At 72.6% G+C, this 25,608-nt stretch carries 25 protein-coding genes and 1 tRNA gene; 14 read left to right on the top strand and 12 right to left on the bottom strand.

Annotated features, from left to right (window positions below):
• Nucleotides 1-380 precede the first annotated feature (380 nt).
• The 6 genes from F3L20_RS25365 to F3L20_RS25340 all read left to right on the top strand — a co-directional run bounded on the left by F3L20_RS25365 (nucleotide 381) and on the right by F3L20_RS25340 (nucleotide 4,855).
• A complete protein-coding gene (locus F3L20_RS25365; RefSeq protein ID WP_167534606.1) occupies nucleotides 381-818 on the top strand; it encodes a DUF3052 domain-containing protein in 438 nt (145 codons plus the stop codon).
• A gap of 118 nt (nucleotides 819-936) precedes the next feature.
• Nucleotides 937-1,395, top strand: coding sequence for a peroxiredoxin (locus F3L20_RS25360; RefSeq protein ID WP_150156309.1), 459 nt, complete (start codon nucleotides 937-939; stop codon nucleotides 1,393-1,395).
• A gap of 112 nt (nucleotides 1,396-1,507) precedes the next feature.
• The gene (locus tag F3L20_RS25355; RefSeq protein WP_024882807.1) at nucleotides 1,508-2,083 is read left to right on the top strand and encodes a TerD family protein; all 576 of its coding nucleotides are present in this window, start codon (nucleotides 1,508-1,510) and stop codon (nucleotides 2,081-2,083) included.
• A 134-nt stretch (nucleotides 2,084-2,217) separates the two neighbouring features.
• Nucleotides 2,218-2,793 (top strand): TerD family protein, encoded by a 576-nt coding sequence (locus F3L20_RS25350; protein ID WP_150156308.1) that lies wholly within the window; start codon nucleotides 2,218-2,220, stop codon nucleotides 2,791-2,793.
• Nucleotides 2,794-2,841: 48 nt separating this feature from the next.
• Nucleotides 2,842-3,981 carry a DUF475 domain-containing protein gene (locus F3L20_RS25345; RefSeq protein ID WP_150156307.1) on the top strand — a complete coding sequence of 380 codons (1,140 nt, stop codon included), beginning with the start codon at nucleotides 2,842-2,844 and terminating at the stop codon, nucleotides 3,979-3,981.
• Nucleotides 3,982-4,117: 136 nt separating this feature from the next.
• On the top strand, nucleotides 4,118-4,855 hold the full coding sequence (locus tag F3L20_RS25340) for a TerD family protein (protein ID WP_150156306.1): 738 nt from the start codon (nucleotides 4,118-4,120) through the stop codon (nucleotides 4,853-4,855).
• Nucleotides 4,856-4,913: 58 nt separating this feature from the next.
• On the opposite strand, the gene F3L20_RS25335 is transcribed toward F3L20_RS25340, so the two are convergent.
• The gene (locus F3L20_RS25335) at nucleotides 4,914-5,846 is read right to left on the bottom strand and encodes a TerD family protein (protein ID WP_150156305.1); all 933 of its coding nucleotides are present in this window, start codon (nucleotides 5,844-5,846) and stop codon (nucleotides 4,914-4,916) included.
• A gap of 193 nt (nucleotides 5,847-6,039) precedes the next feature.
• Here F3L20_RS25335 and F3L20_RS25330 point away from each other — a divergent pair, with 193 nt between their 5' ends.
• Genes F3L20_RS25330 through F3L20_RS25320 form a run of 3 tightly spaced genes read left to right on the top strand, consistent with a single transcriptional unit; the run spans nucleotide 6,040 to nucleotide 10,615 of the window.
• Nucleotides 6,040-7,206, top strand: coding sequence for an HpcH/HpaI aldolase/citrate lyase family protein (locus tag F3L20_RS25330; protein WP_150156304.1), 1,167 nt, complete (start codon nucleotides 6,040-6,042; stop codon nucleotides 7,204-7,206).
• 32 nt (nucleotides 7,207-7,238) lie between these two features.
• On the top strand, nucleotides 7,239-9,806 hold the full coding sequence (locus F3L20_RS25325) for a phosphoribosyltransferase (RefSeq protein ID WP_150157492.1): 2,568 nt from the start codon (nucleotides 7,239-7,241) through the stop codon (nucleotides 9,804-9,806).
• Nucleotides 9,806-10,615, top strand: coding sequence for an HAD family hydrolase (locus tag F3L20_RS25320; protein WP_150156303.1), 810 nt, complete (start codon nucleotides 9,806-9,808; stop codon nucleotides 10,613-10,615). The genes F3L20_RS25325 and F3L20_RS25320 overlap by 1 nt, the downstream gene beginning before the upstream one ends.
• A 100-nt stretch (nucleotides 10,616-10,715) precedes the next feature.
• On the opposite strand, the gene F3L20_RS25315 is transcribed toward F3L20_RS25320, so the two are convergent.
• From F3L20_RS25315 to F3L20_RS34140, 4 genes are all read right to left on the bottom strand, one after another.
• Nucleotides 10,716-11,447: a DedA family protein gene (locus F3L20_RS25315; protein WP_150156302.1), complete on the bottom strand. Its 732-nt coding sequence runs from the start codon at nucleotides 11,445-11,447 to the stop codon at nucleotides 10,716-10,718.
• A gap of 47 nt (nucleotides 11,448-11,494) precedes the next feature.
• Nucleotides 11,495-11,722, bottom strand: a complete 228-nt coding sequence (locus F3L20_RS25310) for an FmdB family zinc ribbon protein (protein ID WP_145825505.1) — start codon at nucleotides 11,720-11,722, stop codon at nucleotides 11,495-11,497.
• A 36-nt stretch (nucleotides 11,723-11,758) separates the two neighbouring features.
• Entirely contained in the window at nucleotides 11,759-13,189 is a 1,431-nt protein-coding gene (locus F3L20_RS25305) for a hypothetical protein (RefSeq protein WP_150156301.1), read from the bottom strand.
• Nucleotides 13,190-13,263: 74 nt separating this feature from the next.
• Nucleotides 13,264-14,067, bottom strand: coding sequence for a DUF4097 family beta strand repeat-containing protein (locus F3L20_RS34140; protein WP_167534605.1), 804 nt, complete (start codon nucleotides 14,065-14,067; stop codon nucleotides 13,264-13,266).
• Between the two features lie 210 nt (nucleotides 14,068-14,277).
• Here F3L20_RS34140 and F3L20_RS25295 point away from each other — a divergent pair.
• A tRNA-Val gene (locus tag F3L20_RS25295) sits at nucleotides 14,278-14,349 on the top strand.
• Nucleotides 14,350-14,449: 100 nt separating this feature from the next.
• Here F3L20_RS25295 and F3L20_RS25290 read toward each other — a convergent pair.
• On the bottom strand, nucleotides 14,450-14,860 hold the full coding sequence (locus F3L20_RS25290) for a PGPGW domain-containing protein (protein ID WP_240810753.1): 411 nt from the start codon (nucleotides 14,858-14,860) through the stop codon (nucleotides 14,450-14,452).
• A gap of 108 nt (nucleotides 14,861-14,968) precedes the next feature.
• Nucleotides 14,969-15,310, bottom strand: coding sequence for a hypothetical protein (locus F3L20_RS25285; protein ID WP_150156299.1), 342 nt, complete (start codon nucleotides 15,308-15,310; stop codon nucleotides 14,969-14,971).
• A 108-nt stretch (nucleotides 15,311-15,418) separates the two neighbouring features.
• Here F3L20_RS25285 and F3L20_RS25280 point away from each other — a divergent pair, with 108 nt between their 5' ends.
• Nucleotides 15,419-15,652 (top strand): DUF2277 domain-containing protein, encoded by a 234-nt coding sequence (locus tag F3L20_RS25280; protein ID WP_150156298.1) that lies wholly within the window; start codon nucleotides 15,419-15,421, stop codon nucleotides 15,650-15,652.
• An 85-nt stretch (nucleotides 15,653-15,737) separates the two neighbouring features.
• On the opposite strand, the gene F3L20_RS25275 is transcribed toward F3L20_RS25280, so the two are convergent.
• The 4 genes from F3L20_RS25275 to F3L20_RS25260 all read right to left on the bottom strand — a co-directional run bounded on the left by F3L20_RS25275 (nucleotide 15,738) and on the right by F3L20_RS25260 (nucleotide 19,789).
• Entirely contained in the window at nucleotides 15,738-16,343 is a 606-nt protein-coding gene (locus F3L20_RS25275) for a DedA family protein (RefSeq protein WP_145825500.1), read from the bottom strand.
• A gap of 356 nt (nucleotides 16,344-16,699) precedes the next feature.
• Nucleotides 16,700-17,152, bottom strand: a complete 453-nt coding sequence (locus F3L20_RS25270) for a DoxX family protein (RefSeq protein WP_150156297.1) — start codon at nucleotides 17,150-17,152, stop codon at nucleotides 16,700-16,702.
• 255 nt (nucleotides 17,153-17,407) lie between these two features.
• Entirely contained in the window at nucleotides 17,408-19,054 is a 1,647-nt protein-coding gene (locus tag F3L20_RS25265; protein WP_145825498.1) for an alkaline phosphatase D family protein, read from the bottom strand.
• A gap of 90 nt (nucleotides 19,055-19,144) precedes the next feature.
• On the bottom strand, nucleotides 19,145-19,789 hold the full coding sequence (locus F3L20_RS25260) for an HNH endonuclease family protein (protein ID WP_150156296.1): 645 nt from the start codon (nucleotides 19,787-19,789) through the stop codon (nucleotides 19,145-19,147).
• A gap of 445 nt (nucleotides 19,790-20,234) precedes the next feature.
• Here F3L20_RS25260 and F3L20_RS25255 point away from each other — a divergent pair, with 445 nt between their 5' ends.
• Together F3L20_RS25255 and F3L20_RS25250 are read left to right on the top strand one after the other, a co-directional pair.
• Entirely contained in the window at nucleotides 20,235-20,816 is a 582-nt protein-coding gene (locus F3L20_RS25255) for a TMEM165/GDT1 family protein (protein ID WP_150156295.1), read from the top strand.
• 178 nt (nucleotides 20,817-20,994) lie between these two features.
• Complete coding sequence (locus F3L20_RS25250; protein WP_150156294.1) at nucleotides 20,995-21,660, top strand: HAD-IA family hydrolase; 666 nt, start codon at nucleotides 20,995-20,997, stop codon at nucleotides 21,658-21,660.
• Between the two features lie 82 nt (nucleotides 21,661-21,742).
• On the opposite strand, the gene F3L20_RS34935 is transcribed toward F3L20_RS25250, so the two are convergent.
• The gene (locus F3L20_RS34935) at nucleotides 21,743-23,389 is read right to left on the bottom strand and encodes a peptidoglycan-binding protein (protein ID WP_150156293.1); all 1,647 of its coding nucleotides are present in this window, start codon (nucleotides 23,387-23,389) and stop codon (nucleotides 21,743-21,745) included.
• Between the two features lie 157 nt (nucleotides 23,390-23,546).
• On the opposite strand from F3L20_RS34935, the gene F3L20_RS25240 reads away from it, so the two are divergent.
• Nucleotides 23,547-25,580 carry an MDR family MFS transporter gene (locus F3L20_RS25240; protein WP_150156292.1) on the top strand — a complete coding sequence of 678 codons (2,034 nt, stop codon included), beginning with the start codon at nucleotides 23,547-23,549 and terminating at the stop codon, nucleotides 25,578-25,580.
• The last annotated feature ends 28 nt before the right edge of the window (nucleotides 25,581-25,608 follow it).

Here is a 25,608-nt window from a genome sequence, read left to right as displayed (position 1 = left end):
CCGTGAAAGGGCCGTCGTCTCGCTCGCCACGGCCCGGATTGCGCCGGTCCCATGCTCCACCCCCGGGCCTCGGACGTCATCTCTACCGAGAGGTAATCCGAAGGTCCGGCCGGTACGGTGAGGCAAGGGGCGAGTACATTCGAGTCTCGTACCCACAGACGGTTCCCAAACGCCCAAACGGGGCACAAAGGTGTGGTGTCCATCACTGCGGGCGATGATGGTGTGCCTGAAGTTGCGGTGACCCGGCCAGGATCGTCACCGTTTCGGCGGTGCGCACGGCCGGGTACTTGCGCGATCCGTCCCGCCCGTGTGGACTACGGCCAATGCTTCGCGCACGCGCGTGGCTGAGACATTCCCAAGACATGATCAGGAGGCAACCCGTGAGCGCGACCGCGGACCACGCGGAGGAGCGGACGAACCCTGCCGGCAGGCTGGGGTTCCAGCCCGGGCAGGTGGTCCAGGAAATCGGCTACGACGACGACGTCGACCAGGAGCTCCGCGAGGCCATCGAGGGCGTCATCGAGAGCGACCTTGTCGACGAGGACTACGACGACGTGGCTGACGCCGTTGTGCTGTGGTTCCGCGACGACGACGGCGACCTGACGGATGCGCTGGTGGATGCCACCACGTACATCGAAGAGGGCGGCGCGATCCTGCTGCTCACGCCGAAGACCGGCCGGGACGGCTACGTCGAGCCGAGCGACATCTCGGAGGCGGCTACCACGGCCGGCCTGACGGCGTCCAAGAGCGTCAGCGTCGGCAAGGACTGGAGCGGCAGCCGGCTGGCGACCCCGAAGGCGGCCAAGTCGAAGCGGTGAACCATCCCCGGACGGGCCGGCGGCGGCGTGCGTGGCACGCGTCGGCCCGTTCGCGGGACCGTCGTCTCCCCTGCGTAGGGTGGTCGCAGCGCACCACCGCGGAGGGACGAGGACGACGATGACGATCCCGGTCGGCGAGCAGGCTCCCGACTTCGAACTCAAGGACAACCACGGCGCCCCGGTGCGTCTGTCCGACTTCCGTGGGCAGAAGCACGTGGTGCTGCTCTTCTACCCGTTCGCGTTCACCGGTGTGTGCACCGGCGAGCTGGGCGAGATCCGCGACCGGCTGAAGGAGTTCGCCGAGCGCGACGCCGAGGTGCTCGCCGTCTCCAACGACTCCATCCACACCCTCCGGGTCTTCGGTGAGCAGGAGGATCTTCCCTTCCCGCTGCTCAGCGACTTCTGGCCGCACGGCAACGTCTCCCGCGCCTACGGCGTCCTCGACGAGGACAAGGGATGCGCGGTACGGAAGACCTTCGTGATCGACAAGGAGGGTGTCGTACGCCGGACCGTGAGCAGCGGCATGGCGGACGCCCGTGACCCGGACGAGTACCTCGCGGCGCTCGACGCGCTGTGACCGTTCGCCGCCAGGGACTGCGGCCCCGGGGAACCCGTCACTAGGATCGACTCGTTGATCCGACATCCAAGCACAACGGGGCATCCCGCCCCTGGACACCAAGGGAGGACTCGTGGGAGTCAGCCTCAGCAAGGGCGGCAACGTATCGCTGAGCAAGGAGGCGCCGGGCCTGACCGCGGTCATCGTCGGACTGGGGTGGGACGTCCGCACCACGACCGGCACCGACTTCGACCTCGACGCCAGTGCCCTGCTGCTGAACAACTCGGGCAAGGTCGGCAACGACGCCAACTTCGTCTTCTTCAACAACCTCAAGAGCCCCGACGGATCCGTCGAGCACACCGGTGACAACCTCACCGGTGAGGGCGAGGGCGACGACGAGCAGATCAAGGTCAACCTGGCCGGTGTCCCGGCGGACATCGAGAAGATCGTCTTCCCGGTCTCCATCTACGACGCCGAGAACCGCCAGCAGTCCTTCGGCCAGGTGCGCAACGCGTTCATCCGCGTCGTCAACCAGGCCGGCGGCGCCGAGATCGCCCGTTACGACCTGTCGGAGGACGCCTCGACCGAGACCGCCATGGTCTTCGGCGAACTGTACCGGCACGGCGCGGAGTGGAAGTTCCGCGCCATCGGCCAGGGGTACGCCTCCGGCCTGCGCGGCATCGCGCAGGACTTCGGTGTGAACGTCTGAGACGCACACCTCCCGGGCGGCTGCGCCCGAGCGGCCGTCCCGCACGGCCACATCGTCCGGCGCCGCACGGTTTACGTGCGGCGCCGGACGTGCAGGACCACCTGAGAAACACCACCCGGAGGGGGACCAGCATCATGGGCGTCACGCTTGCCAAAGGGGGCAACGTCTCCTTGTCCAAGGCCGCACCCGACCTCACGCAGGTGATGGTCGGGCTCGGCTGGGACGCGCGCTCCACCACGGGAGCCGACTTCGACCTCGACGCCAGCGCGCTGATGTGCAGCGGCGGCCGGGTCATGGGGGACGAGTGGTTCATCTTCTACAACCAGCTCACGAGCCCGGACGGCTCGGTGGAGCACACCGGCGACAACCTCACCGGTGAGGGTGACGGCGACGACGAGTCCCTGCTGATCGACCTGTCCAAGGTGCCGGCGCAGTGCGACAAGATCGTCTTCCCGGTCTCCATCCACATGGCCGACGAGCGTGGCCAGACGTTCGGCCAGGTCAGCAACGCGTTCATCCGCGTGGTGAACCAGGCGGACGGCCAGGAGCTCGCCCGGTACGACCTGAGCGAGGACGCCTCCACCGAGACAGCGATGATCTTCGGTGAGCTCTACCGCTACCAGGGCGAGTGGAAGTTCCGTGCAGTAGGGCAGGGGTACGCGTCAGGCCTGCGCGGCATCGCTCTAGACTTCGGGGTCAACGTTTCGTAAAGCCGCCACGGCGGCGGGGGAGACCCGTACACACACCTGGGGTAGCCAGTGGTTCTGAAAACCTTCGGCTGGTCGTTCGCGGTCACCGCGCTCGGCCTGGTCGCAGCGGTCCTCTTCGGGGGGTGGACCGCCTTCGGCATCGTGGCGATCCTCTCGATCCTCGAGATTTCGCTGTCCTTCGACAACGCGGTGGTCAACGCCGGAATCCTGAAGAAGATGAATGCCTTCTGGCAGAAGATCTTCCTCACCATCGGCATCCTGATCGCCGTCTTCGGTATGCGACTGGTCTTCCCCGTCGTCATCGTCGCGGTCAGCGCACAGCTCGGTCCGATCGAGGCGGTCGACCTCGCGCTCAGCGACAAGGACCGATACCAGGAGCTCGTCACCGACGCCCACCCGTCGATCGCCGCCTTCGGTGGCATGTTCCTCCTGATGATCTTCCTCGACTTCATCTTCGAGGACCGCGACATCAAGTGGCTGGCCTGGCTGGAGCGGCCGCTGGCCAAGCTCGGCAAGGTCGACATGCTGTCGGTCTGCATCGCGCTGATCGTCCTGCTGATCTCCGCCATGACCTTCGCCGCCAACGCCCACCAGCACGGCGGCACGCACGTGGACAAGGCGGAGACGGTCCTGCTGGCCGGCATCGCCGGTCTGATCACCTACATGATCGTGGGCGGGCTCTCCGGCTACTTCGAGGACAAACTCGAAGAGGAGGAGGAGCAGGAACACGAGGAGGAGGAGAAGGCCGCACGCGAGGGCAAGCCCAAGTCGGCGATCGCCCTGGCCGGCAAGGCCGCGTTCTTCATGTTCCTCTACCTCGAGGTGCTGGACGCGTCCTTCTCCTTCGACGGCGTGATCGGCGCCTTCGCCATCACCAACGACATCGTGCTGATGGCGCTCGGCCTCGGCATCGGCGCCATGTACGTCCGGTCGCTCACGGTCTACCTGGTCCGCCAGGGCACCCTGGACGACTATGTGTACCTGGAGCACGGCGCGCACTACGCGATCGGCGCCCTGGCGATGATCCTGCTCGTCACCATCCAGTACCAGATCAACGAGATCATCACCGGTCTCGTCGGCGTCGTCCTGATCGGCGCCTCCTTCTGGTCCTCCGTGCGCCGCAACAAGCGCATCGCGGAGGCGGAGGCACGGGCGGACGACAAGACAGAGGTCGCGTCCGGGGTGTGACAGCCCTCCGGGTGAGGAACGCTCTCGACGGGGCGGCCACCGAGGACCAGTCCTCGGTGGCCGCCCCGTCGGCCGTGCGGCGCCCCGGCGCCCCGCGGCCACCGGCGGGGGTTCGACAAGTGGACTTGGGGCGGGAATGAGTTTCCTGGACGGACTGTGGCGCGGACGCGGGAACGCCTTCGACTCCGGCAACGCGGCCACCAACGCCATCGAGCTGACCAAACGGCACGGCCATGTGTCCTTGACCAAGCAGGGCGCGGCCAACGGCCATCTGCGGATCAACCTCAGCTGGCGGATGCGCACCTCCGACTTCGGCGGCCCGCAGCGCGAGAGCCTGCTGCGCCACCCGTTCAAGGCGCTCAAGCCGCCGGAGGTCGTCGGGCACAGCCAGTCCATGGTCAACGTGGACCTCGACCTCGGCTGCCTGTACGAACTCCAGGACGGCACCAAGGGCGTGGTGCAGCCCCTCGGCGGATTCCTCGGCGACGTCAACGACCCGCCGTACGTGAAGCTGAGCGGTGACGACCGGTTCGGCTCCGCCTCGGGCGAGACGATCTACGTCAACCTGGACCAGCGGGAGAACATCAAGCGCCTGCTGGTCTTCGCCTACATCTACGACCAGACGCCGGCCTTCGACCGCACCCATGCCGTGGTCACGCTCTACCCGAGCAACGGCCCGCGGATCGAGATCTCCCTCGACGAACGCCATCCGCAGGCCCGCTCCTGCGCGGTGGTGATGATCGAAAACGTCAAGAACGAGATCCTCGTGCACCGCGAGGTGCGGTTCGTCTACGGCTTCCAGGCGGAGCTGGACCGGCTCTACGGCTGGGGCCTTCAGTGGGGCAGGGGCTTCAAGACGAAGGCCGACCGGTGAGCCGCGGCCGGCCCACCGGTCGGCCTTCCGGCCGTGCCCAGGGCCTGTCGGACAGGCCCTAGCGTCCGAGGAACTGCGGACCCTGCGGCGGGAGCCGGAAGTCCGGGTCGGGGGCGCCGGAGGCCGGCGGCGGGAAGCCGTAGCCGGTGGGCGCGGCCGGGGCGGCGGCCGTGGCGGGCTCCGGATAGCCGTAGGCGGGGCGGCCCGCCGGGTGCGGGTAGCCGTAGGCGGGCTGCGTGGCCGGGGGCTGCTGCGGGGGATAGCCGTACGCGGGCTGCGCGGGCACGCCCACGGGCGGCTGCTCGGGCGGCAGCGGGCGGGACACCTCCGGTGCCGCCGCCACCGGGGCCTGCGGCTGGGTCAGCGCGTCGGGCGAGACGCCCTCGGGGGCCTGCGCGGGCGGCTCCGGCGTGGCCGGGCGGTCCGCGTCGGGCCCCTCGGCGGCCTCCGACTCGTCCACCGAGATGCCGAAGTCGGTCGCCAGGCCCTTCAGCCCGTTGGAGTAGCCCTCGCCGAGCGCCCGGAACTTCCACCCCTCCCCGCGCCGGTACAGCTCACCGCAGATGAGCGCGGTCTCCCGGCCCGTCTCCGGCTTGACGTCGAAGTACGCCAGCGCCTCGCCGTCGGACGTCCGCGCGTCGTACAGCAGGATGCGCAGGGCCTGTACGCGGTCGAAGGTGACCCCGTCCGCCGACGCGACGAGGAGAATCCGGCCGACACCCGACTCGACACCGGCCAGGTCTGTCTGGATCGTGTCGGTCAGACCCTCGGCGACCCGCTTCTTGCCGAGCCGCCACACCTTCCCGGACGGGTGCCGGGGCTGGTTGTAGAAGACGAAGTCCTCGTCGGAGCGCACACGGCCGTCGAGACCGAGGAGCAGCGCGGAGGCGTCCACGTCCGGCACCCCCTGCCCGGGCGACCAGCGCAGCACGGCGCGTACCGTGGTGGCCTCGAGAGGAACGTTCGACCCCTTCAGCATCGCGTGCGTCATGCGGTCATCCTGCCTTCTCCGTCCTGGTCACGACAATGCGGGGGGTTGGCTCCGACATCACGGGGTTACCTGAAGTTCATGCCCGGCGGGAACCGCCGACACGGGCCCCTACGTACTATTACCGGCCACCTTCCGGCACAACCGGCCACCTTCCGGCACATCACAGAGCCCACCAGAGCCACGGGGGAGTTCAATGCGTCATTTCGGGCACATCGCCCCTGCGGTAAGGAAACGTCTCTTCTACCGGGAGCCCTGCTCCTTCACCGCCGACTCACCGGCGCGGGTGCTGTCCGCCGCGCTCGGCGCCACCCTCTACAGCCCCGCCACCCGGCCCCGGCTCGCCGACGACATCGTCAAGCAGGGCGCCCGCGGCGTGGTCTCCATGGTGCTCTGCCTGGAGGACTCCATCAGCGACGCCGACGTCGTCGCCGGCGAGGAGAACCTGGTCCGCCAGCTCACCGGCCTCGCCGGACGGCCCGGGGCCGACCCGCCGCTGCTGTTCGTCCGGGTCCGGGTCCCCGAGCAGATCCCCGACCTGGTCCGCCGCCTCGGCCCCGCGGTCCCGCTGCTGTCCGGATTCGTGCTGCCGAAGTTCACCGCCGAGCGCGGACTGCCGTTCCTCGAGGCGCTCACCGCCGCCGAGTCCGCGAGCGGCCACCGGCTGTTCGCCATGCCGGTGCTGGAGTCGCCCGAGCTGCTCTACCGCGAGAGCCGCGTGGAGACGCTGGAGGGCATCTTCGGCGCCGTCGACAAGTACCGCGACCGCGTGCTCGCCCTGCGCCTCGGCGTCACCGACTTCTGCTCCTCCTACGGGCTGCGCCGGGGCCCCGACATGACGGCGTACGACATCCAGGTCGTCGCCTCGGTGATCTCCGACGTGGTGAACATGCTGGCCCGGGCCGACGGCACCGGGTTCACCGTGACCGGACCCGTCTGGGAGTACTTCCGGGTCCAGGAGCGCATGTTCAAGCCCCAGCTGCGGCAGAGCCCCTTCCTGGAGGTGCAGGCCACGGCGCTGCGCGAGACGCTGATCGAACACGCCATGGACGGCCTGCTGCGCGAGATCGCCCTCGACCGGGCCAACGGCCTGCTCGGCAAGACCTGCATCCACCCGTCCCACGTCCTGCCCGTGCACGCGCTGTCCGTCGTCAGTCACGAGGAGTACAGCGACGCCCAGGACATCCTGCGGCCGGATCGCGGCGGCGGGGGTGTACTCAGGTCCGCGTACACCAACAAGATGAACGAGGTGAAGCCGCACCGCGCCTGGGCGGAGCGGACCCTGCTGCGCGCCGAGGTGTTCGGCGTCGCCAACGAGGACATCGGCTTCGTGGAACTGCTCGCGGCGGGCCTGGCGGAGTGACCGAGAGGGAGAACAAGGCTGTGAACGAGGGGATGCGCCGGCCGGCGCGTCACAACACCCCGGCCGGCGCGGACACCTGGTCCGGCACCTGGGTCGCCGAGCGGCTCGGCGTCGAGCTGACCGGCGACGAGCGGCTGCCCGGGCTGCTGGGGCTGGCCCTGCGCCGCAACCCCAAGCGGGCCCACCTGCTGGTGTCGAACGTCCTCGGCAAGCACGTCCCCCAGGCTCCGTCCGTGGTCCACGGGCACGGCGTCGAGCTCGGCCGCCGGGTGCGGAGGCTGCTGGGCGAGGACGCGGCCGGGCGGGCCGTCGTGCTCGGGTACGCCGAGACCGCGACCGGTCTCGGCCACTCCGTCGCCGACGGCCTGGGCACCGCGCCCTACCTGCACTCCACGCGCCGGCCGGTCGCCGGGGTCGCCACCGCCGGCGGTTTCGAGGAGTCCCACTCGCACGCCACCTCCCACCTGCTGCTGCCGGAGGATCCCGCGCTGCTGGCGGGGGACGGGCCGCTGGTGCTGGTGGACGACGAGTTCTCGACGGGGAACACGGTGCTGAACACCGTCCGCGCTCTTCACGCGCGGTATCCGCGGGGACGGTACGTCGTCGTCGCGCTGGTCGACATGCGGTCGGCGGCGGACGCCGGGCGGCTGGAGGAGTTCGGCCGGGAGATCGGGGCGCGGATCGATCTGGTGACGGTCGCGTCGGGAACGGTGCGGTTGCCTGAGGGCGTCCTGGAGAAGGGGCAGGCGCTGGTGGCGCGGCACGAGGCTGCCGCGGAGGGTGGTCGGGCGGCCGCGGCGCCGTCGGGGCCGAGCGCGCGGTTCCCCGCGCCCCTTCGGGGCGCCGGTGACGGCGCACAAGCCCCCACCGGGCCGCAGTCGGCCGGGGATCTCACCCGAGTGGACCTGCGCTGGCCGGCCGGCCTCCCCGACGGAGGCCGTCACGGGTTCACCCCCGCCCACCGCACCGCACTCGAGAACGCCCTCCCCGCCATGGCGGCCCGAATATCCGCCGCCCTCCCCGAACAGGCGCACCGCGTGCTCGTCCTCGGCTTCGAGGAACTGATGTACGCCCCCCTGCGCCTCGCCACCGAGCTGGAGCGCACCACCGGCGCCGAGGTGCGCTACTCCACCACCACCCGCTCGCCCGTCCTCGCGGTCGACGACCCCGGCTACGCCATCCGCACCCGCCTGGTCTTCCCCGCCCACGACGACCCCGCCGACGGCCCCGGCGAGCGCTACGCCTACAACGTCGCGGGCGCCGGCTTCGACGCCGTCGTCGCCGTCGTCGACTCGGCCGCCGACACCCCCGCGCTGCACGCGCCCGACGGCCTGCTCGCCCGGCTCGCCGAACACACCCCGCGGGTCCTTCTCGCGGTCGTACCGTCGTACGTGCCCGCCGCGCCCGCCGCCGTCCAGGACGCCCCCGAAAGGCCCGCCACCATGCTGCCCGAGCCCCTCCGAGGTCCCGCCTTCTCCTCGTACGCGCCCGAGGAGGTCGGCTGGCTGCTCCAGGACCTCTCGGACGTGACGCTGGAGGCGCCGACCGAGGAGCGCGAGGAGGCCATCCAGAGCGGCGGCGCCCACTACGCCGAGTCGCTGCCGGTGGAGTACCAGCCGAGCGAGCGGTACCAGCAGCTCTTCCACGACGCCCTGGAGGCGTCGGCGGCCCGGCTGGCGCACGCCGTCGGCGTCGTCACCGAGACCGTCCTCGCCGAGCGGCCACCCCGCCCGGTGCTGGTGTCCCTGGCCCGCGCCGGCACGCCGGTCGGCATCCTGATGCGCCGCTGGGCGCTGCACCGTCACGGCCTCGACCTGCCGCACTACGCCGTGTCCATCGTGCGTGGCCGCGGCATCGACGCCAACGCCCTGCGCTGGCTGGCCGCCCACCACGACCCGCGCGACGTGGTGTTCGTCGACGGCTGGACCGGCAAGGGCGCCATCACCCGTGAACTCGCCCAGGCCGTCGAAGAGTTCGAGAAGGCCGAGGGCGTCACCGGCTTCGACCCGGAGATCGCGGTCCTCGCCGACCCCGGATCCTGCGTCCGTACGTACGGCACCCGCGAGGACTACCTGATCCCGTCCGCGTGCCTCAACTCCACGGTGTCCGGCCTGATCTCACGCACCGTGCTGCGCGCCGACCTGGTCGGCCCCGACGACTACCACGGCGCCAAGTACTACCGCGAACTCGCCGGCGCCGACTTGTCGGTGGCCTTCCTGGACGCCGTCACGGCCCGCTTCGAGGAGGTCACCGAGGCAGCCCGCGCCGAGGCCAAGGAGCTGCTCGCCGCGGACCGCACGCCCACCTGGGAGGGCTGGGCGGCGGTGGAACGCATCAGCGAGGAGTACGGCATCCACGACGTGAACCTCGTCAAGCCCGGCGTCGGCGAGACCACCCGGGTGCTGCTGCGCCGGGTGCCGTGGAAGGTGCTGGCCCGCGCCGGGGCCGGCAGCGACCTGGACCACGTCCGCCTGCTAGCCGAGCAGCGGGGCGTCCCCGTGGAGGAGGTCGCCGACCTGCCGTACACCTGTGTCGGCCTGATCCACCCGCGCTTCACCCGGGGCGCGACCGGCGCCGACGGCACGGCGGTGAGCCGCTGATGCCCGTCATCGTCGCCAGCGACCTCGACCGCACCCTCATCTACTCCGCCGCCGCCCTCGCCCTGACCATGCCCGACGCGCGGGCGCCCAGGCTGCTGTGCGTGGAGGTCCACGAGAGCCGGCCCCTGTCCTACCTGACGGAGACCGCCGCCCAGCTCCTCACCGAGCTGGGTGACGAGGCCCTGTTCGTCCCCACCACGACCCGCACCCGCAAGCAGTACCAGCGCATCAACCTGCCCGGCCCCGCCCCGACGTACGCGATCTGCGCCAACGGCGGGCACCTGCTCGTCGACGGTGTCTCCGACCCCGACTGGCACGCGAGCGTCCAGGCCCGGCTGGCCGACGAGTGCGCGCCGCTGGCCGAGGTGCAGGAGCACCTGCTGCGCACCGCCGACCCCGTGTGGGTGCGCAAGCACCGGACCGCCGAGGACCTCTTCGCCTACCTCGTCGTCGAGCGCGAGCTGCTGCGCGAGGAGTGGGTGAAGGAACTCGGCGAGTGGGCGGAGAACCGCGGCTGGACGGTGTCCCTCCAGGGCCGCAAGATCTACGCCGTGCCCAAGCCGCTCACCAAGAGCGCGGCCATGCGGGAGGTCGCCCGGCGCACCGGCGCGGACCTCACCCTCGCCGCGGGTGACTCCCTCCTCGACGCGGACCTGCTGCTCGCCGCCGACCTGGGCTGGCGCCCCGGCCACGGCGAACTCGCCGAGGCGTCCTGGACGGCCCCCGGCATCCGCTCCCTGCCCGAGCGGGGCGTCGCGGCGGGCGAACGCATCCTCCGCGAACTCCTGCGCACCATCCGCTCGCGCTGACCCCGCCCCGCCGTGCGGCGGCGCGGACACCTTAGGGCGACGCCCGCGGTGCGTGGGGACGGCGCCGGGGTGGGGCAGGCGTCCTACGAGGCCGGTGCCGTCAGTCGGGGCGGCGCAGGGTGAGGGTGTCCGCCGAGGAGGGGGTCGGCCGGGTGTCGTCCGGCCCGGCGGGCGCGTCGTCCTTGGCGGTGCGGGCGCGGCGCAGGCGCAGGATCACGAAGGTCACGAGGGCCAGGGCGGCAGCCGCCAGCACCACCTTGGAGTAGGCCGAGACGACGGACGCGACCTCGGTCCAGTTGTCGCCGAGCGCCCAGCCCGCCAGCACGAACGCCGTGTTCCAGATCGCGCTGCCCAGCGTGGTCAGGCCCAGGAACAACGGCAGCGGCATCCGCTCCACCCCGGCGGGCACCGAGACGAGACTGCGGAAGACCGGGATCATCCGGCCGAAGAACACCGCCTTCGACCCGTGCCGCAGGAACCACGCCTCCGTCTTCTCGACGTCCCCGACCTTCACCAGCGGCAGCCGCCCCGCGAGCGCCAGCGTCCGCTCCCGGCCGAGCAGTGCGCCCACCCCGTACAGCGCGAGCGCGCCGACCACCGAGCCGGCGGTGGTCCACAGCAGCACGGCGACGAGGCTCATCCGCCCGCTGCTCGCGGCGAACCCCGCGAGCGGCAGGATCACCTCGCTGGGGATGGGCGGGAAGAGGTTCTCCAGCGCGATGGCGAGTCCGGCCCCGGGGGCGCCGAGGGCGTCCATGAGGCTGTTGACCCACTGCGGTCCGCCGCCCGTCTCCGCGGCGGATGTGATCCCGTGTGCTGCGCCGGCTGTCATGCCCCCACGCTAGGAAGGCCAAGCTGAAGGGGACCTGAGGACGGAGGTCAGCCGCAGCATCCCCCGCCGCAGCAGCCGCCGCCACCCCCGCCCGCGCCGGGCGCCGGGGCCGCCGCGGACGCGGAGGCGGTGCCGCCCACGGCCACCGTGGACAGCAGCTTCACCGTGTCGTCGTGGCCCGCCGGGCAGGCCGCGGGGGCCGAGGACTCCGCCATCGGACGGCTCAGTTCGAACGTGTCGCCGCAGGTGCGGCAGCGGTACTCGTAGCGAGGCATGGGCACAGGTTAACCGGACCGGCGGGGGCGGACCGGTCAGTTGGCGCCCGCCCCGCGCTCCTCCCGGATCCGGGCGACCACGCGGCCCACGGTCTCCCGTACCTCCTCCGTCTCGGTGAGGAAGTGCCAGTAGTCGGGGTGGCGGCCCTCCAGCCCGGCGACGGCCCGGTCCAGCCGGGCCACGGCGTCGTCCAGCGGACGGGCGTGGCGCGGGTCGGGGGTGTTGCGGCCGGCCATGGCCAGCCGCTGGGCGTCCCGGATGGCGAACCGGGTGCGCTCGATCTCCTGCTCCGGGTTCTTCTGCACGGCGTTCAGCCGCCGCAGCCGGTCGCCGGCGGCCGACACGGCCTCGTCGGTGGTGTTCAGCAGCGCCCGCGCGGTGGACAGCAGCGCGGTGGCGTCCGCCCAGCGCTGTTCGTCACGGGCCGCGCGGGCCTCGGCGAGCCGTTCCTCCGCCTGCCGGACGTTGCGCCCGGCCATCTCGGGCACGCCCTGGAGGTCCTGCCAGCAGGCGGCGGTGAAGCGCCGGCGCAGCTCGCTCAGCACCGGCTCGACCTGCCCGGAACGGGTGGTGAGCGCCTCGGCGCGGGTGCGCAGGGACACCAGCCGGTGGTCGATCTCGGCGGCCCGCTCCGGCAGCCGCTCCGCCTCCACACGGACCGCCTCGGCCTCGCGGGTGACGCGGGCCGCCCGGTCCAGGGTGCCGGGCACGCCGTGCTGTCCGGCGCCCTGGTTCAGCTTGGTCAGCTCCGGGGAGAGCGCGGCGAGCCGGGCCGCGAGGTCGTCGGCCTCGAGCCCGGAGCCGCGGGCGGTGTCGAGGGCCTGGGAGGCGGCGAGCAGCGCCTGCCGGGCGCGTTCCACGGCGGGCGCCAGCCGGGCCAGCTGGGTCTCGGCCTTGCCGAGCAGCGGGCCGAGCCCGTCCGCGAACCGGTCCAGGTCCTGCTTGACCCGGCCCAGCTCCTCCTTGGCGGCGGTCAGCTCGGTGCGGGCCCGGGAGGCCGTGGCGGCGTCCAGGTCGTCCCGGTCAAGGTCGTGGGCGTCGACGGCGGTGATGTAGCGGTGGCTGGCCTCGTCGATGCGCCGGCCGAGCGCCGCGAAGTCGTCGACGACCCGGCGGGCGGCGGGGGAGTCGTCGACGGCGGTGATCGTCTCGACGGAGATCCGCAGATCACGCTGGGCGGTGTCGAGTTCGTAGAAGGCCGCGGCCGCCGCGTCCTTGGCGGCCTGCGCCTCGGCACGCTGGTTCTCCGCGCGTCCGCCGAACCAGCGGCGGGTGCCGCCGCCGGCGAACGCGGCGGGCAGCGCCAGCGCAGCGACCAGCGGCAGCGCCATGAGGGCGAACGTGTCGCGCAGCGGCCCCGGGGCCCGGCGACGGCGCCGCCCCCGCGGCAGGGGGGAGACGGTCCGGCGCGCGCGAGGCACGCGCGGCTCCGACGGCGAGTACGGCTGCGCTGGTGTCGCCGTCACATCCCTCTCCCGTACTGTCGTTCGCCCGGCCCGATGTCATTCTCCCACCGGTACAGGACGAACACACGGGCCCGTCAGTTCGCCGTGCGCACGGTGAGTTTGCCGTCTCCGGTGCGGGCGGTCACCTCGTGGGCGCTGGAGTCGTCGCGCGGCACGGACACGTCCTCGGCGCCGTCCCCGGTGGAGGTGTCCACCCGGTACGCGCCGCGGGGCAGCTCGATGGTCAGCGAACCGTCGCCGCTGCGGGACTCCACCCGGTCCGGTACGGCGCCGAGGGTGAGGTGCACCGATCCGTCCCCGCTCCGCGTGCGCACGCTGCGCGAGGAGACCTCCGCGCGCACCGATCCGTCGCCGGTGTGCAGCTCCAGGGGGCCACTGGTGTCCGTGACCCGGACGGAGCCGTCCGTGGTGCGGATCGTCAGCGCGTCCCGGAAGCCCTCGGCGCGGACGCTGCCGTCCTTGTCCTCGACGGTGACCGCGACCCCGCGCGGCACCTCGATGCGGTGCTTGGCGGCGCAGTCGGCGACGAAGCCCGAACACTTCTCGCGCAGCACCAGCCGGTCGCCCTCCATGGACCAGGTGACCTTCGGGTCCGAGCCGAGGGCGACGCTGCCCTGGAACCAGCGGGTGACCGCGATCTCGCCCGCCGGCTGCGTGTCCGAGGCGACGATCTCCAGCGCGGAGTCGTCGGAGTCGATGGTGAGGGTGGTGCCGGGCAGGCCGAAGGTGCGGTGGTCCGGCTCGGTGTCGTCGTCGGCCGAGGCGCAGGCGGTCAGCGCCGCGCCCAGCACCACGACGGCACCGGCGAGCGCGAGGGCCCGCGTCCGCCGGGTGCCGGACATACGGGTGGTGCGGGCGGCGCGGGTGGTGGCGGTCATGACGGTCTCCCCCTGGAACGGACGGCTGCGCCCTGCGGCGGTGTGCGGATGTCTTCGACCGTACGGAGCCGGGGGGCGTACGGGGATCCGGCCGACCGGCGGATCCGGGGTGGGGATAACCCCAGGACCGGGGGTCCGACGGGGTTTGCGGGACCGTGACCCGGGCCATGTAGGCTGTCCACTCGACCTGGGCGGTGCCGCCCGGGTCGGGGGTGCGTAGCTCAGGGGTAGAGCGCCTGCCTTACAAGCAGGATGTCGGCGGTTCGAAACCGTCCGCGCCCACAGCAGTCAGAGGCCCCTCACCCACCCGGTGAGGGGCCTCTTCCCGGTCGTTCGGGAGGTTCGTGGGAGACCGCGCGGACACCCCATGCCGGTGATCCTGTCAGCCGGTCCCGCGGACGTCGGTGCGCGTCGTGCGGTAGCTGTACACCAGCAGGGCGATGAGGATGAGACTCGACAGGATGAGCCCCGCGCCTGTCGGCCAGCCGCCGAAGGGGAGTTCGGGCATGACGCCCCAGAACAGACCCGCCGCGAGCAAGGCCGCTGCCACGAGGCAGGAACCGGCGATCCGGGCGGGGGAGGAGACGCTCTCCCTGGCCGCGCTCATGGCGCGCCGGCGCACGGGGTCGACGAAGCGGGCCACGGTGGGGAACTGTTCGGCGAGGACCAGCAGCCCGGCGAGGATGAGCAGCAGTCCGGGGCCGGGCAGGACCAGCAGCGCGACGCCGACGAGCAGCAGCGCGACCCCGGCCACGAGTGCGAATCCCCTGCGCAGGACGTTTCGGCTGCTCACCTCTGCCCCTCGTGGTCTCCTCGTGTACGCACGGCCGCCGGCCCGATGGTCCACTTCCATGCTGCTGCCGGGACGCGACACGTGCAATCCACTGGCCGTGCGCGGGAACTACGGCGACTCCTCCGCGGCTTCACGGGCGTGCTTCAGCGCGGAGCGGGCGTGCACGCGGTCGGTGCCGGTGAGTTCGGTCCAGTAGCGGTGGGTGCTGACGAACACCGCGAGTTCGTGCTCGCGGCGCCGCAGCTTCTCGACCTCGGCCTGCTCGTCCTCGGTCCAGCCGGGGGAGGCGGGGCGCTCGACCTTGCGCCAGCCGTTGTCGTCACTGAACCCGTCGAGGGGTTCGACCGACCAGGGGAGCCGCTTCAGCAGGGCCGACAGCTCGGCCCGGACCTGATGCAGTTCCTCCTGACCGGCACGGAGGTCACTCGGAAAGTCATAGGTCGCAGCCACAGGACAATGATACGCCTGTTCGAATTTAGGTGGCGAGTTACTCAGGTGTCCTGGGGCGGGATTCACTCCTTCGTGGCCCCGGGCGGACCGAGGCGCAAGACTGGGGGCATGTGCCGGAGTATCAAGACCCTGCGTCCGCCCGCGCTGCCCGAGGAGGCCACGGAGGAGGAGATCCGGGCCGCCGCCCTGCAGTACGTCAGGAAGGTGTCCGGCTTCCGGGCGCCGGCCGCCCACAACCGCGAGGTGTTCGACCGTGCGGTCGAGGCGATCGCCGAGGCCACGGCCGACCTCCTGGAGAATTTGGAAGTCCGCGGCACCCCGGCCCGCCAGGTGGCGGGCTGAGCCCATGCCACGGGCCGGCGGCACCCCGCCGGCCCGTGGCACAAGCGGTGGCCGCGAGGGTCCCTGCGACGGCTGCGAAGCCGGATTACCGGGCCTGGGCCTGGGAGGGGCGGGGGCGGCGCATCAGGTAGGCGGCGCCGGCGCCCGCGGCGAAGAGCGCGCCGACGGAGACCGCCGTGGCCAGCCACGTGGCGCCGAGCCACTGGCCGCCGAAGTAGCCGAGGGCGACGCTGTAACCCGCCCAGGACAGACCCGCCAGGGCCGACCAGGGGAGGAAGTCGCGGGCGCGGTGGCGGGCGGCGCCGGCGCCGAGGGAGACCACCGAGCGGCCCGCCGGCGCGAACCGCGCGAGGACCACGAGGCCGCCGCCGCCCCGGGCGAGCGCGGCGCCGAGACGTTCCTGCGCGCTGCGCAGCCGGCGGGAGCGGGCGATGGCCCGGTCCAGGCGGGGGCCGCCGCGCCAGGCGAGGCGGTAGGCGACCAGGTCGCCGAGGACGGAGGCGGTGGCGGCGCACAACGTCAGGATCAGCATGTCGGGTACGTAGGCCGCGGTGCTCGCGGCCGCCGCCGTGGCCGCGGTGATCACCAGCACCCCGCTGGGCAGCACCGGGAGGAACACGTCGAGCAGGACCGACAGGGCCACCACCGCGTAGATCCACGGGCTGCCGACCAGCGACCCGACACTCTCCACTCGCACTCCCCGTACGCCCCCGTGGGCCCGTGCCCCGCCGCGCTGTCGCGGTGGAAGCGGCAGGAGTGGCAGGAGAAGCCGATGACAGCCATACAGCGTACGCCCGGTACGTGACAGAAAGGTCACGGGGGGTTGGTACGCCCGCCGCCGCCGGTTTCCGCCCCGGACACGGGGACGCCCCCCGCGCGGTGTGCGGCAAGGGGGCGTCGCGTGCGACTCGGTGCGGGTGCCGTGGGGAGGCTCCGGCGGTCGTGCGGTCGGTCGTTGCGGTGAAGCGGTCGTGCGGTCGGTCGTTGCGGTGAAGTGGTCGTGCGGTCAGGCGGTCAGGCGGTCAGGACGGTCACGCCGTCAGGCGGTCACGCGGTCACCGGGGTCTGCTCCGCCGGCTGTCCCTCCCGTGCCGTGGAGCGCTTGGCGAGCAGGCGGTCGAGGCCGAAGGCCCCGGAGCCGGTGAAGACGAGCAGGAACATGGCCCAGCAGTACATGGCCGCGCCCTCGCCACGGTTCTGGATCGGCCAGAGGGCCTCCGGCTGGTGCACCTTGAAGTACGCGTACGCCATCGCGCCGGACGATATGAACGCGGCGGCGCGGGTGCCGAGGCCGAGCAGGACGAGCCCGCCGCCGACGAGTTCGATCAGGGCGGCGTACCAGCCCGGCCAGGTGCCGGTCCCGACGGTGCCGCCGTTGCCGTCCGTGCCGCCGAGCAGGCCGAGCAGGGACACGGCGCCGTGGCAGGCGAAGAGCAGTCCGACGACCATGCGGAACAGGCCCAGGGCGTAGGGCTGGGCGCTGGTGAGGCGTCCGTTCATGCGGGGGATCTCCTTCGGTCACGAACCGGCCCCCGGAAGAGGCCGGTCCTGGGGGCGGAACCGAGTCGTGATCCCACGTTAGGTGTGCCTAAAAGATGCTTGCAAGTTCAACATTTGGCCATGGGTTCAGTTCTCTTCGGCCGCCCCCGAGGCCCCTCCGCGCATGTCACCGCGCACACCGGCCCGCCCGTCCGGCCGCAGGGGTGACCGGATCCGCCCCCCGTTGCACAGCGGACGCACAGGTGCCCGCCGGTCTCAGCGGCTCAACTGCCGCTCCGTCACACGCCGCAGCCGCACCCCGGACCCGTCCTGCTGGGCGTGCTCCAGCCGCAGCACCGCCGAACGCCCCCGCGTGGCCAGCGTCATGAGCTGGTTGCCGAACCAGGGCCCGCCCGTCCGGCGCCAGCCGACCGGCGGCCGCCCGAGCCCGCCGTGCCGCACGAACACCCGGCCCAGCCCCCGGGCGGCGCTGCTCCACCCGAAGCGGAAGCCGGCCCGCATCGAGGCGGGGATGGAGTTGTGGACCGGCGAGCAGGTCAGCTGCAGCACGCGCGCGTCCGGCCTCGGACGCCCCGGCCAGCTCGGCTCGGCGACATAGGCGTGATGGACGTCCCCGGACAGCACGCACACCGTGGCGGGCGCGTCCGGACCGCTGCCCGCGTCCGCGACCAGCTCCGCCAGCTCGGCGAACGAGTCCGGGAACGCCGACCAGTGCTCCAGGTCCGCCGCCCGCCGCAGCTTCTCCCCGAGCCGGGCCCAGCGCGGCCCCTTGTCGCCCCGGCACAGCACGGAGCTCCACGCCTCGACATCGTGCACCAGGTGGGGGAGCAGCCAGGGCAGCGACGTGCCGATGAGCAGGTGGTCGTACGAGCCCCGGTCGTCGAACACCTGGGCGCGCAGCCAGTCGGCCTCGTCCCGGTCGAGCATCGAGCGCCGCCCCTCCTCCAGCACCCGGGCGGCACGGCTGTCCACCATGACCAGCCGCACCCGGCCGAAGTCGCGCCGGTAGCTCCAGCGCACGGCCGTCGCGTCGGCCTCCGCCTCGGCGGCGAAGGCGCGCAGCGCGTCGGTGCCGTCCGGGGCCTTCCGTACGGCCGCGTACAGCGGATCGGCGTCGACGTCGGCGGGGGAGAGGTTGCCCAGGTGCTGGTACACCCAGTACGACATCAGCCCGCTCAGCACCCGCTCCCGCCACCAGGAGGTGGCGCGCATGTCCTCGACCCAGGAGGCGGAGGTGTTCCAGTCGTCGATCACGTCGTGGTCGTCGAAGATCATGCAGGTGGGCACGGTGGACAGCAGCCAGCGCACCTGCGGGTCGAGCCAGGACTCGTAGTATAGGTGGGTGTACTCCTCGTAGTCGGCCACCTGGCTGCCCGGCGGCCGGCTCAGGTCGCGGCGCCCGGCCAGCCACTCCTTCGTGGCCTCGGACGTCTCGTCGGCGTACACCTGGTCGCCCAGGAGCAGCAGCACGTCGGGCCGTTCGCCCTCCGGGTCGGCGGCGATGCGCTTCGCCAGCGCGTCCAGGGCGTCGGGCCCCACGGGGTCGGGCTCCCCGGTGGGCGGGGAGGCCCAGCGGCAGGAGCCGAAGGAGATGCGCGCCCGGTCGTCGCCGGCCGGGGTGCGGATCACCGACGGCGGGAACGAGGGGAAGGGCTCCCGGTCGAGCGGCCACACCCGGGTGCCGTCCACGAACACCTCGTACGGGGTGGCCGTCCCCGGTGCGAGGCCGGTGACGCGCACCAGCGCGTAGTGATGACCGGCCACCTGAAAGGTGCCGGACGTTCCGCCGGAACCGTCCGGACAGCGCACCTCCACGGTGCCCGGGCCGTCCGTCTCGGCCCAGACCGTCGCGGACGAGCCGTCGACGTACCTCAGCAGTGGTCCGAGTCGCAGTCCGGCCATGGTGACCCCTTCCTCCGTCGCCCCGTACGGTACGCAGCGACGGAGGCCACCGGGGAGATCGGCGCACCCGGCAGTTCGGGCCGTGCTGCCTCAGCAGTTGTTCAGGTACCCCTGAAGCGCGGACTTCTCGGCCGAGTCGACGGCCAGGCCGTAGTGGTACTTCACCTGGACCCAGGCCCGGACGTACGTGCAGCGGTAGGCCGTGCGGGACGGCATCCAGGTGGCCGGGTCCTGGTCGCCCTTGGACTGGTTGACGTTGTCCGTGACGGCGATGAGCTGCGGGCGGGTGAGGTCGTTGGCGAAGGACTGGCGCTGGGCGGTGGTCCAGGAGCTCGCGCCGGAGTCCCAGGCCTCGGCCAGCGGCACCATGTGGTCGATGTCGACGTCGGACGCGGCGGACCAGGTGGCACCGTCGTACGGGGAGTACCAGCTGCCGCTGGTGGCGGCGCAGGCGGAGTCCGTGACGACGTTCGTACCGTCGCGCTTGAGGATCGTCTCGCGGGTGTTGCAGCTGCCGCTGACGGTGATCCAGTGCGGGAACAGGTCGCGGTTGTAGCCGGTGCGGCTCTCGGTGCGCACGGGGAGGGTGGCGAGGTAGCTGCGGGCGGTGGCGGCGCTCACCGGGGTGGGGAGGGCGGCGGAGGCGGCCGGGGCGTTGAACAGCCCCGCGGAGGCTATGAGTCCGGTGAGCGCGGCGGCTATGCTGAGCCGTCGACGCGCGTAGAACTTCGTCATGTGAACTCCCTTGTGGGGTGCGGGCGTTGGCGTGCGGGCAGGGGAATGCGGGCAGGGGAATGCTCGCGGTGCCGTGTTGCCGGGAGGCGTGGGCCCGGTAAGAAGTTAATGACGTGCTCATGACACGTCTATGGTTCAGGCGTGAAGTTTCCGCGCAAGGGGTGCGCGGTCCGCCGTGCGGGACGGGCTTCGGGGTCCGCGCGGACGTCACGTACCATGGACGGCGCAGAAGGGGAGTAGCCCTATGCCGGACCGTCGACATACTGCTCAGCAAGCCTGAGCCGGCGCCCGGAGGCAGGCCCGCGAGGGTCGGCCGGCGAGACCTTCGGCAAGCAGTGCACGCCTGTGCCGCACGGCACGGGTACCGCGTGTGCTGCCGTGCCGAGGTGTCTTGCGCGCAAGTTCGTCACTCTCGGCGGGGCAGCCCCCGACCGATTGAGGAACCTTGATCAGCCTGACCGTGACGGCCGTCGTCTTCGGCGTCGTCTTCCTGGCCGAACTGCCCGACAAGACCGCGCTCGCCGGGCTCGTCCTCGGCACCCGCTACCGCGCCTCGTACGTCTTCGCCGGTGTCGCCGCCGCCTTCGCGGTGCACGTCGCCCTGGCGGTGGCGGCGGGAAGTGTGCTGACCCTGCTGCCGCAGCAGCTCGTGCACGCGCTCACGGGCTTGCTCTTCCTCGGCGGCGCGGCGGTGCTGCTGTTCAGGAAGGACGACGACGAGGAGGAGGTCCGCAAGCCCGAGGACCAGTCCTTCTGGAAGGTCGCCGGGGCCGGGTTCATGCTGATCCTCGTCGCCGAGTTCGGCGACCTCACACAGATCATGACGGCGAACCTCGCCGCCCGGTACGACGACCCGCTGTCCGTGGGTCTGGGTGCCGTGCTCGCGCTGTGGGCGGTGGCCGGTCTCGGCATCGTCGGCGGCAAGGCGCTGATGAAGCGGGTGCCGCTGAAGCTCATCACGCGGATAGCCGCGCTGCTCATGCTGGGCCTCGGTGTGTGGAGCCTGTGGGAGGCGGTCGCCGGGTGACGCCCGGACGGCCGGCCGGCGAACACCCGGTGCATCCGCTGGCGGGAGGGCGGGGTAGTTTTGTACCGTGGATGAACAAAGTGGCTCCCGCCCGTTTCCCCTGACCGGCGGGCGGGGCCGCTCTGTCCCGACCGACCCCGCCCCACGGTCCCGCCCCCGCTTCCGCTTGGAGCAGCCGATGACGGCCACCCCCTCCGTACTCACCGCCCGTGCCCTTCTGCTGGACATGGACGGCACCCTCGTCAACTCCGACGCCTCCGTCGAGCGCGTCTGGCGGCGCTGGGCCGACCGCCACGGACTCGACGGCGACGAGGTCATGAAGGTGGTGCACGGACGCCAGGGTTTCGCCTCGATGGCCATGCTGCTGCCCGACCGGCCCATGGAGCAGAACTACGCCGAGAACGCCCGGATGCTCGCGGAGGAGACCGCGGACACCGAGGGTGTCGTCCCGATTCCAGGCGCCCGTGAGTTCCTCGCGTCCCTCGCCGGGCTGCCGCACGCGCTCGTGACGTCCGCGGACGTCGCCCTGTCCACGGCACGGATGGCCGCCGCCGGGCTGGAGCAGCCCGCGGTCCGCGTCACGGCGGAGTCGGTCGGCGCGAGCAAGCCGGATCCGGAGGGCTTCCTGAAGGGCGCGGCGGAGCTGGGTGTCACCCCGGCCGACTGCGTCGTCTTCGAGGACTCCGGTGCGGGGATCGCGGCGGGGCGCGCCGCGGGCATGCGGGTGGTGGGGATCGGGCCGCGGGCCGGCTTCCACGGGCCGGACGTGGTCGTCCGTGATCTGACACAGGTGCGGGTGGAGCGGATGCCCTCGGGGATGATCCGGCTGCACATCGCCGCGTAGGCGGGGCCCGTTTCCGGGGCTGCGCCCCGGACCCCCCTCCGGCCCGTCCGGGCCTCGTCCTCGAGCCCCGGACGGGCCGGGGTCAGCCCTGGGTTTCCGCCTCCAGGCGGGCGCGGGTCTGGGGGCCGTAGACGCCCATCTCCTCCGCGATACCGCGCGACCACTGGTAGGCCCGGACCGCTTCTTCCACGCGCGGGGTGTACTGCCCGTGGATGTCGCCGTGGTACAGCCACACCTGGCGCAGACGCTGCTGGAGTTCGGTGACCTCCGGGCCCCGGTCCCCGCGCCGCAGCACCGGCGCGGTGCCGCCCGGGTCCGACGGCTCCGGGGCCACGGCGGGCGCGGACGACGCGGCACCGGTCGACGCGGTCGCCGACGGCTCGGCCGGTGCGGAGGCGCTCGGCGCGGAACTGGACGCCGAGGGCGACGGGGAGGCGGACGCGCTCGCGCCGGCGGACGGGGAGTCCGAGGCCGAGGGGGACGCGGGCGGCGACGCGGACGAAGCGCCGGGGGACGGCTCCGCCGACGGCGACCCGGACGGCTGGTCCGGCACGCTCGCCCTGATGTCGTCCGGTGCCGCGTCGTCCCGGGACGGTGAGTCGTAGGAGAACAGCCCGCTCGCCCATCCCGCCGCGCCCAGCACGACCACGACCGCACCGGACGCCGCGATCAGCGCACCGCGCCTCAGGCGGCTCCGCCGCGGGGGTTCGCCGTCTGTCTGCCGCGAGGCCGCTGCCGCCGCCCCTGCGGGCACGTGGCGCAGGGGGCGCGTGGCGTCGTCGAAGAGGCCGAGGTCGTCCGCGTTGGGCCGTGCCGTCCCCGGCGCGAGGGGGGTGGGCAACCCGGACACGGCCGCTGTGGCGGCGCCGGTCCCTGCGGCTCCCGCCGCCGCGCCGGGCTGGACGGCCCGCAGCGTCATGGTGGCGTCGACCGCGCCCTCGGCCGGCACCGGTGCCTGCACCCCGCCGGCGGCGTTCCCTTCCGCGCCGCGCGCGCCGGTGTCGTGCGCTTCCGCGCCGTGCGCGCCGGTGTCGTGCGCTTCCGCGCCGGCGTGGGATGCGCCCGCGCCGGGGGCTCCGGTGCCGTGCACGCCCGTGCCGTGCGCGCCGGCGACGGACGCATCCGCGCCGGCCGCCCTCGTGCCGCGCGCGCCCACGAGGGCTCCGGTGCCGGGCGTGCCCGTGCCGCGCGCGTCGGCGACGGACGCATCCGTGCCGGCCGCCCTCGTGCCGGGGGCTCCCGCGTCGCGCGCGCCCGGGCCGGACGCCCCGGTGCCTGGCGTCGTCCCGGACGGCGCCGTACCAGGTGGGGCCGTGTCGGGGCGGACGGCCTTCAGGGTCATCGTGGCGTCGGGCGCCGGCGGCTCCCCGGGTTCCGGCGACTGCGGCCGGCCGTGCGCCGTCGGGTCGGCGGGCGAGGAGGAGGCCCCGGGTGCCGGAGTGGGCGGTGCGGCGTCCGGGGGCGGGGGCGTGTGCCGGCTTTCGGCCGGTGCCGGAGGCGTGTGGGGGGACCCCGGGGACCCGTCCGGCGTAGTGGGGGCGGGGTGGTCGTCCAGTTCTACGTACGGCCGTATGCGCAGGGGGTCGAAGTCCTCCGCCGCTGCCGCCTCCGCGGTGCGGGCGTCGCGCAGGGCCTCGGACGCACGCCGGGTGCAGCCGCACGCCGGGGTGTTGTCCCTGTTCCTGGGCGCACCGCATTCCGGGCACGGGTGTCCGTTCGGCTGTTCCACGTGTCGTCCCTCCCCTCGCGAACTCCAGAGATTATGCAGATCTTCTTCACACTCCTGTCCGCGCGCCCCCGGAATGCGGACTTCCGGAGGGACTCAACAGGCCATATGCGGTCACTCCGATCACGATGGATGGTGAAACGAACCTCTGGAGGTCCGCATGGCCGGGGACGCGCCGGGCACCGCCCACAGCAAGGAACAGGTGTCCGGCAGCGTGGCGCTGTCGATCGGCGCGCTGTTGCTCGGCCTGCTGCTGGCCGCCCTCGACCAGACCATCGTCTCCACCGCCCTGCCCACCATCGTCAGCGACCTCGGCGGCCTGAAGCACCTGTCCTGGGTGGTCACCGCCTATCTGCTGGCGTCCACCGCCGCCACCCCGCTGTGGGGCAAACTCGGTGACCAGTACGGCCGCAAGCGCCTGTTCCAGACCGCCATCGTCATCTTCCTGGTGGGCTCGGCGCTGTGCGGGGCCGCGCAGGACATGCCCCAGCTGATCGGCTTCCGCGCGCTCCAGGGCCTGGGCGGCGGCGGCCTGATCGTGCTGTCGATGGCGATCGTCGGCGACCTGGTGCCGCCCCGCGAACGTGGCCGCTACCAGGGCCTGTTCGGGGCCGTGTTCGGCGCGACGAGTGTGCTCGGACCGCTGCTCGGCGGCCTGTTCACCCAGCACCTGAGCTGGCGCTGGGTCTTCTACGTCAACCTGCCCGTCGGCGTCGTCGCGCTCGCCGTCATCGCCACCGTGCTGCACATCCCGCGCCGGTCGACCAAGCACGTGATCGACTACCTCGGCACGCTGCTCATCGCCTCCGTCGCCACCAGCCTGGTGCTGGTCGCGTCCCTCGGCGGCACCACCTGGCCCTGGGCCTCACCGCAGATCATCGGGCTCGCGGTGCTGGGCGCCGTACTGATCGTCGCGTTCGTGGCGGTGGAGCGCCGGGCCGCCGAACCGGTGCTGCCGCTGAAGCTGTTCCGGGTGCGGACCTTCAGCCTCTCCGCCGTGATCAGCTTCATCGTCGGCTTCGCCATGTTCGGCGCGCTGACCTATCTGCCGACCTTCCTCCAGGTGGTGCACGGGATCAGCCCGACCCTGTCCGGGGTGCACATGCTGCCGATGGTGGCCGGCATGCTGCTGTCCTCCACCGGCTCCGGACAGATCGTCAGCCGCACCGGCCGCTGGAAGGTGTTCCCGGTCGCCGGCACCGCCGTCACCGCCGTCGGACTGCTGCTGCTCCACCAGCTCGACACGCAGAGCTCCACCGCGCTGATGAGCGCGTACTTCTTCGTCTTCGGACTCGGCCTCGGCCTGGTGATGCAGGTCCTCATCCTGATCGTGCAGAACGCCGTCCCCTACGAGGACCTCGGCGTCGCCACCTCCGGCGCGACCTTCTTCCGGTCCATCGGCGCCTCCTTCGGTGTCGCCGTGTTCGGCGCGATCTTCGCGGGCCGGCTCGGCGACCAGCTCTCGGCCGCCTTCCGCGGCGCGGACCTCCCGCCAGGCGTCTCGGCCGACACGCTGGAGGCCGACCCGCGCGGCATCGGCGCCCTGCCGCCCGCCCTGCGCCCCGCCGCGCTCGACGCCTACTCCACCGCCATCACGGACGTCTTCCTGTACGCCGTGCCGGTGGCGCTGCTGGGCTTCGTGCTGGCGTGGTTCCTCAAGGAGGACCCGCTGCGCGCCTCGGTCACCGCGCCCGACGCGTCCGAGACGCTGGCCCCGAACCCGGTGGAGCGCTCCTCGCACGACGAGGTGTGCCGCTCGCTGTCGGTGCTCGGCACCCGGGAGGGGCGCCGGGAGATCTACCGCAAGATCACCGACCGCGCGGGCTACGACCTGCTCCCGGCGTCGAGCTGGCTGCTGCTGCGGATCCGCCGGCACGGCTCTGTGGAACCGGCCCGGCTCGCCGAGCGCAACCCCGTCCCGCTGGACGTCGTCCTGGAGGCCACCCGCCAGGTCGAGAGCCGGCATCTCGCCGTGCGCCGGGGCGTGGACATGGTGCTCACCGACGAGGGCCGCGAGGTGACCGAGCGGCTGGCCCGGGCGCGCGAGGAGTCCCTGGCCGAGCTGCTCGGCGACTGGTGGGGGCCGGACCGCCCGACCGACCTGGTGCAGCTCGTGCACGAACTCAACGACGAGCTGTGCGGCTCCCGGGGCGAACGCCCCCAGAGCAGGAGCGCGGGAGCTCCCACCGGCTGACCCGGCGGCCCGTAGGGCCTGTCGGACA

The sequence above is a fragment of the Streptomyces tendae genome (assembly GCF_008632955.1).
GTDB lineage: Bacteria > Actinomycetota > Actinomycetes > Streptomycetales > Streptomycetaceae > Streptomyces.
Note: the sequence above shows the minus strand (reverse complement) of the source record. Positions and strands in the feature narration are given on the sequence as shown.

Coding starts and splice junctions, on each gene's coding strand:
- F3L20_RS25335 (WP_150156305.1), bottom strand. CDS start 5,846: ATGACGCACGCGATGCTGAAGGGGTCGAACGTTCCTCTCGAGGCCACC.
- F3L20_RS25280 (WP_150156298.1), top strand. CDS start 15,419: ATGTGCCGGAGTATCAAGACCCTGCGTCCGCCCGCGCTGCCCGAGGAG.
- F3L20_RS25360 (WP_150156309.1), top strand. CDS start 937: ATGACGATCCCGGTCGGCGAGCAGGCTCCCGACTTCGAACTCAAGGAC.
- F3L20_RS25310 (WP_145825505.1), bottom strand. CDS start 11,722: ATGCCTCGCTACGAGTACCGCTGCCGCACCTGCGGCGACACGTTCGAA.
- F3L20_RS25265 (WP_145825498.1), bottom strand. CDS start 19,054: ATGGCCGGACTGCGACTCGGACCACTGCTGAGGTACGTCGACGGCTCG.
- F3L20_RS25330 (WP_150156304.1), top strand. CDS start 6,040: ATGCGTCATTTCGGGCACATCGCCCCTGCGGTAAGGAAACGTCTCTTC.
- F3L20_RS25260 (WP_150156296.1), bottom strand. CDS start 19,789: ATGACGAAGTTCTACGCGCGTCGACGGCTCAGCATAGCCGCCGCGCTC.
- F3L20_RS25320 (WP_150156303.1), top strand. CDS start 9,806: ATGCCCGTCATCGTCGCCAGCGACCTCGACCGCACCCTCATCTACTCC.
- F3L20_RS25250 (WP_150156294.1), top strand. CDS start 20,995: ATGACGGCCACCCCCTCCGTACTCACCGCCCGTGCCCTTCTGCTGGAC.
- F3L20_RS25270 (WP_150156297.1), bottom strand. CDS start 17,152: ATGAACGGACGCCTCACCAGCGCCCAGCCCTACGCCCTGGGCCTGTTC.
- F3L20_RS25315 (WP_150156302.1), bottom strand. CDS start 11,447: ATGACAGCCGGCGCAGCACACGGGATCACATCCGCCGCGGAGACGGGC.
- F3L20_RS25340 (WP_150156306.1), top strand. CDS start 4,118: ATGAGTTTCCTGGACGGACTGTGGCGCGGACGCGGGAACGCCTTCGAC.
- F3L20_RS34140 (WP_167534605.1), bottom strand. CDS start 14,067: ATGACCGCCACCACCCGCGCCGCCCGCACCACCCGTATGTCCGGCACC.
- F3L20_RS25240 (WP_150156292.1), top strand. CDS start 23,547: ATGGCCGGGGACGCGCCGGGCACCGCCCACAGCAAGGAACAGGTGTCC.
- F3L20_RS25350 (WP_150156308.1), top strand. CDS start 2,218: ATGGGCGTCACGCTTGCCAAAGGGGGCAACGTCTCCTTGTCCAAGGCC.
- F3L20_RS25325 (WP_150157492.1), top strand. CDS start 7,239: ATGCGCCGGCCGGCGCGTCACAACACCCCGGCCGGCGCGGACACCTGG.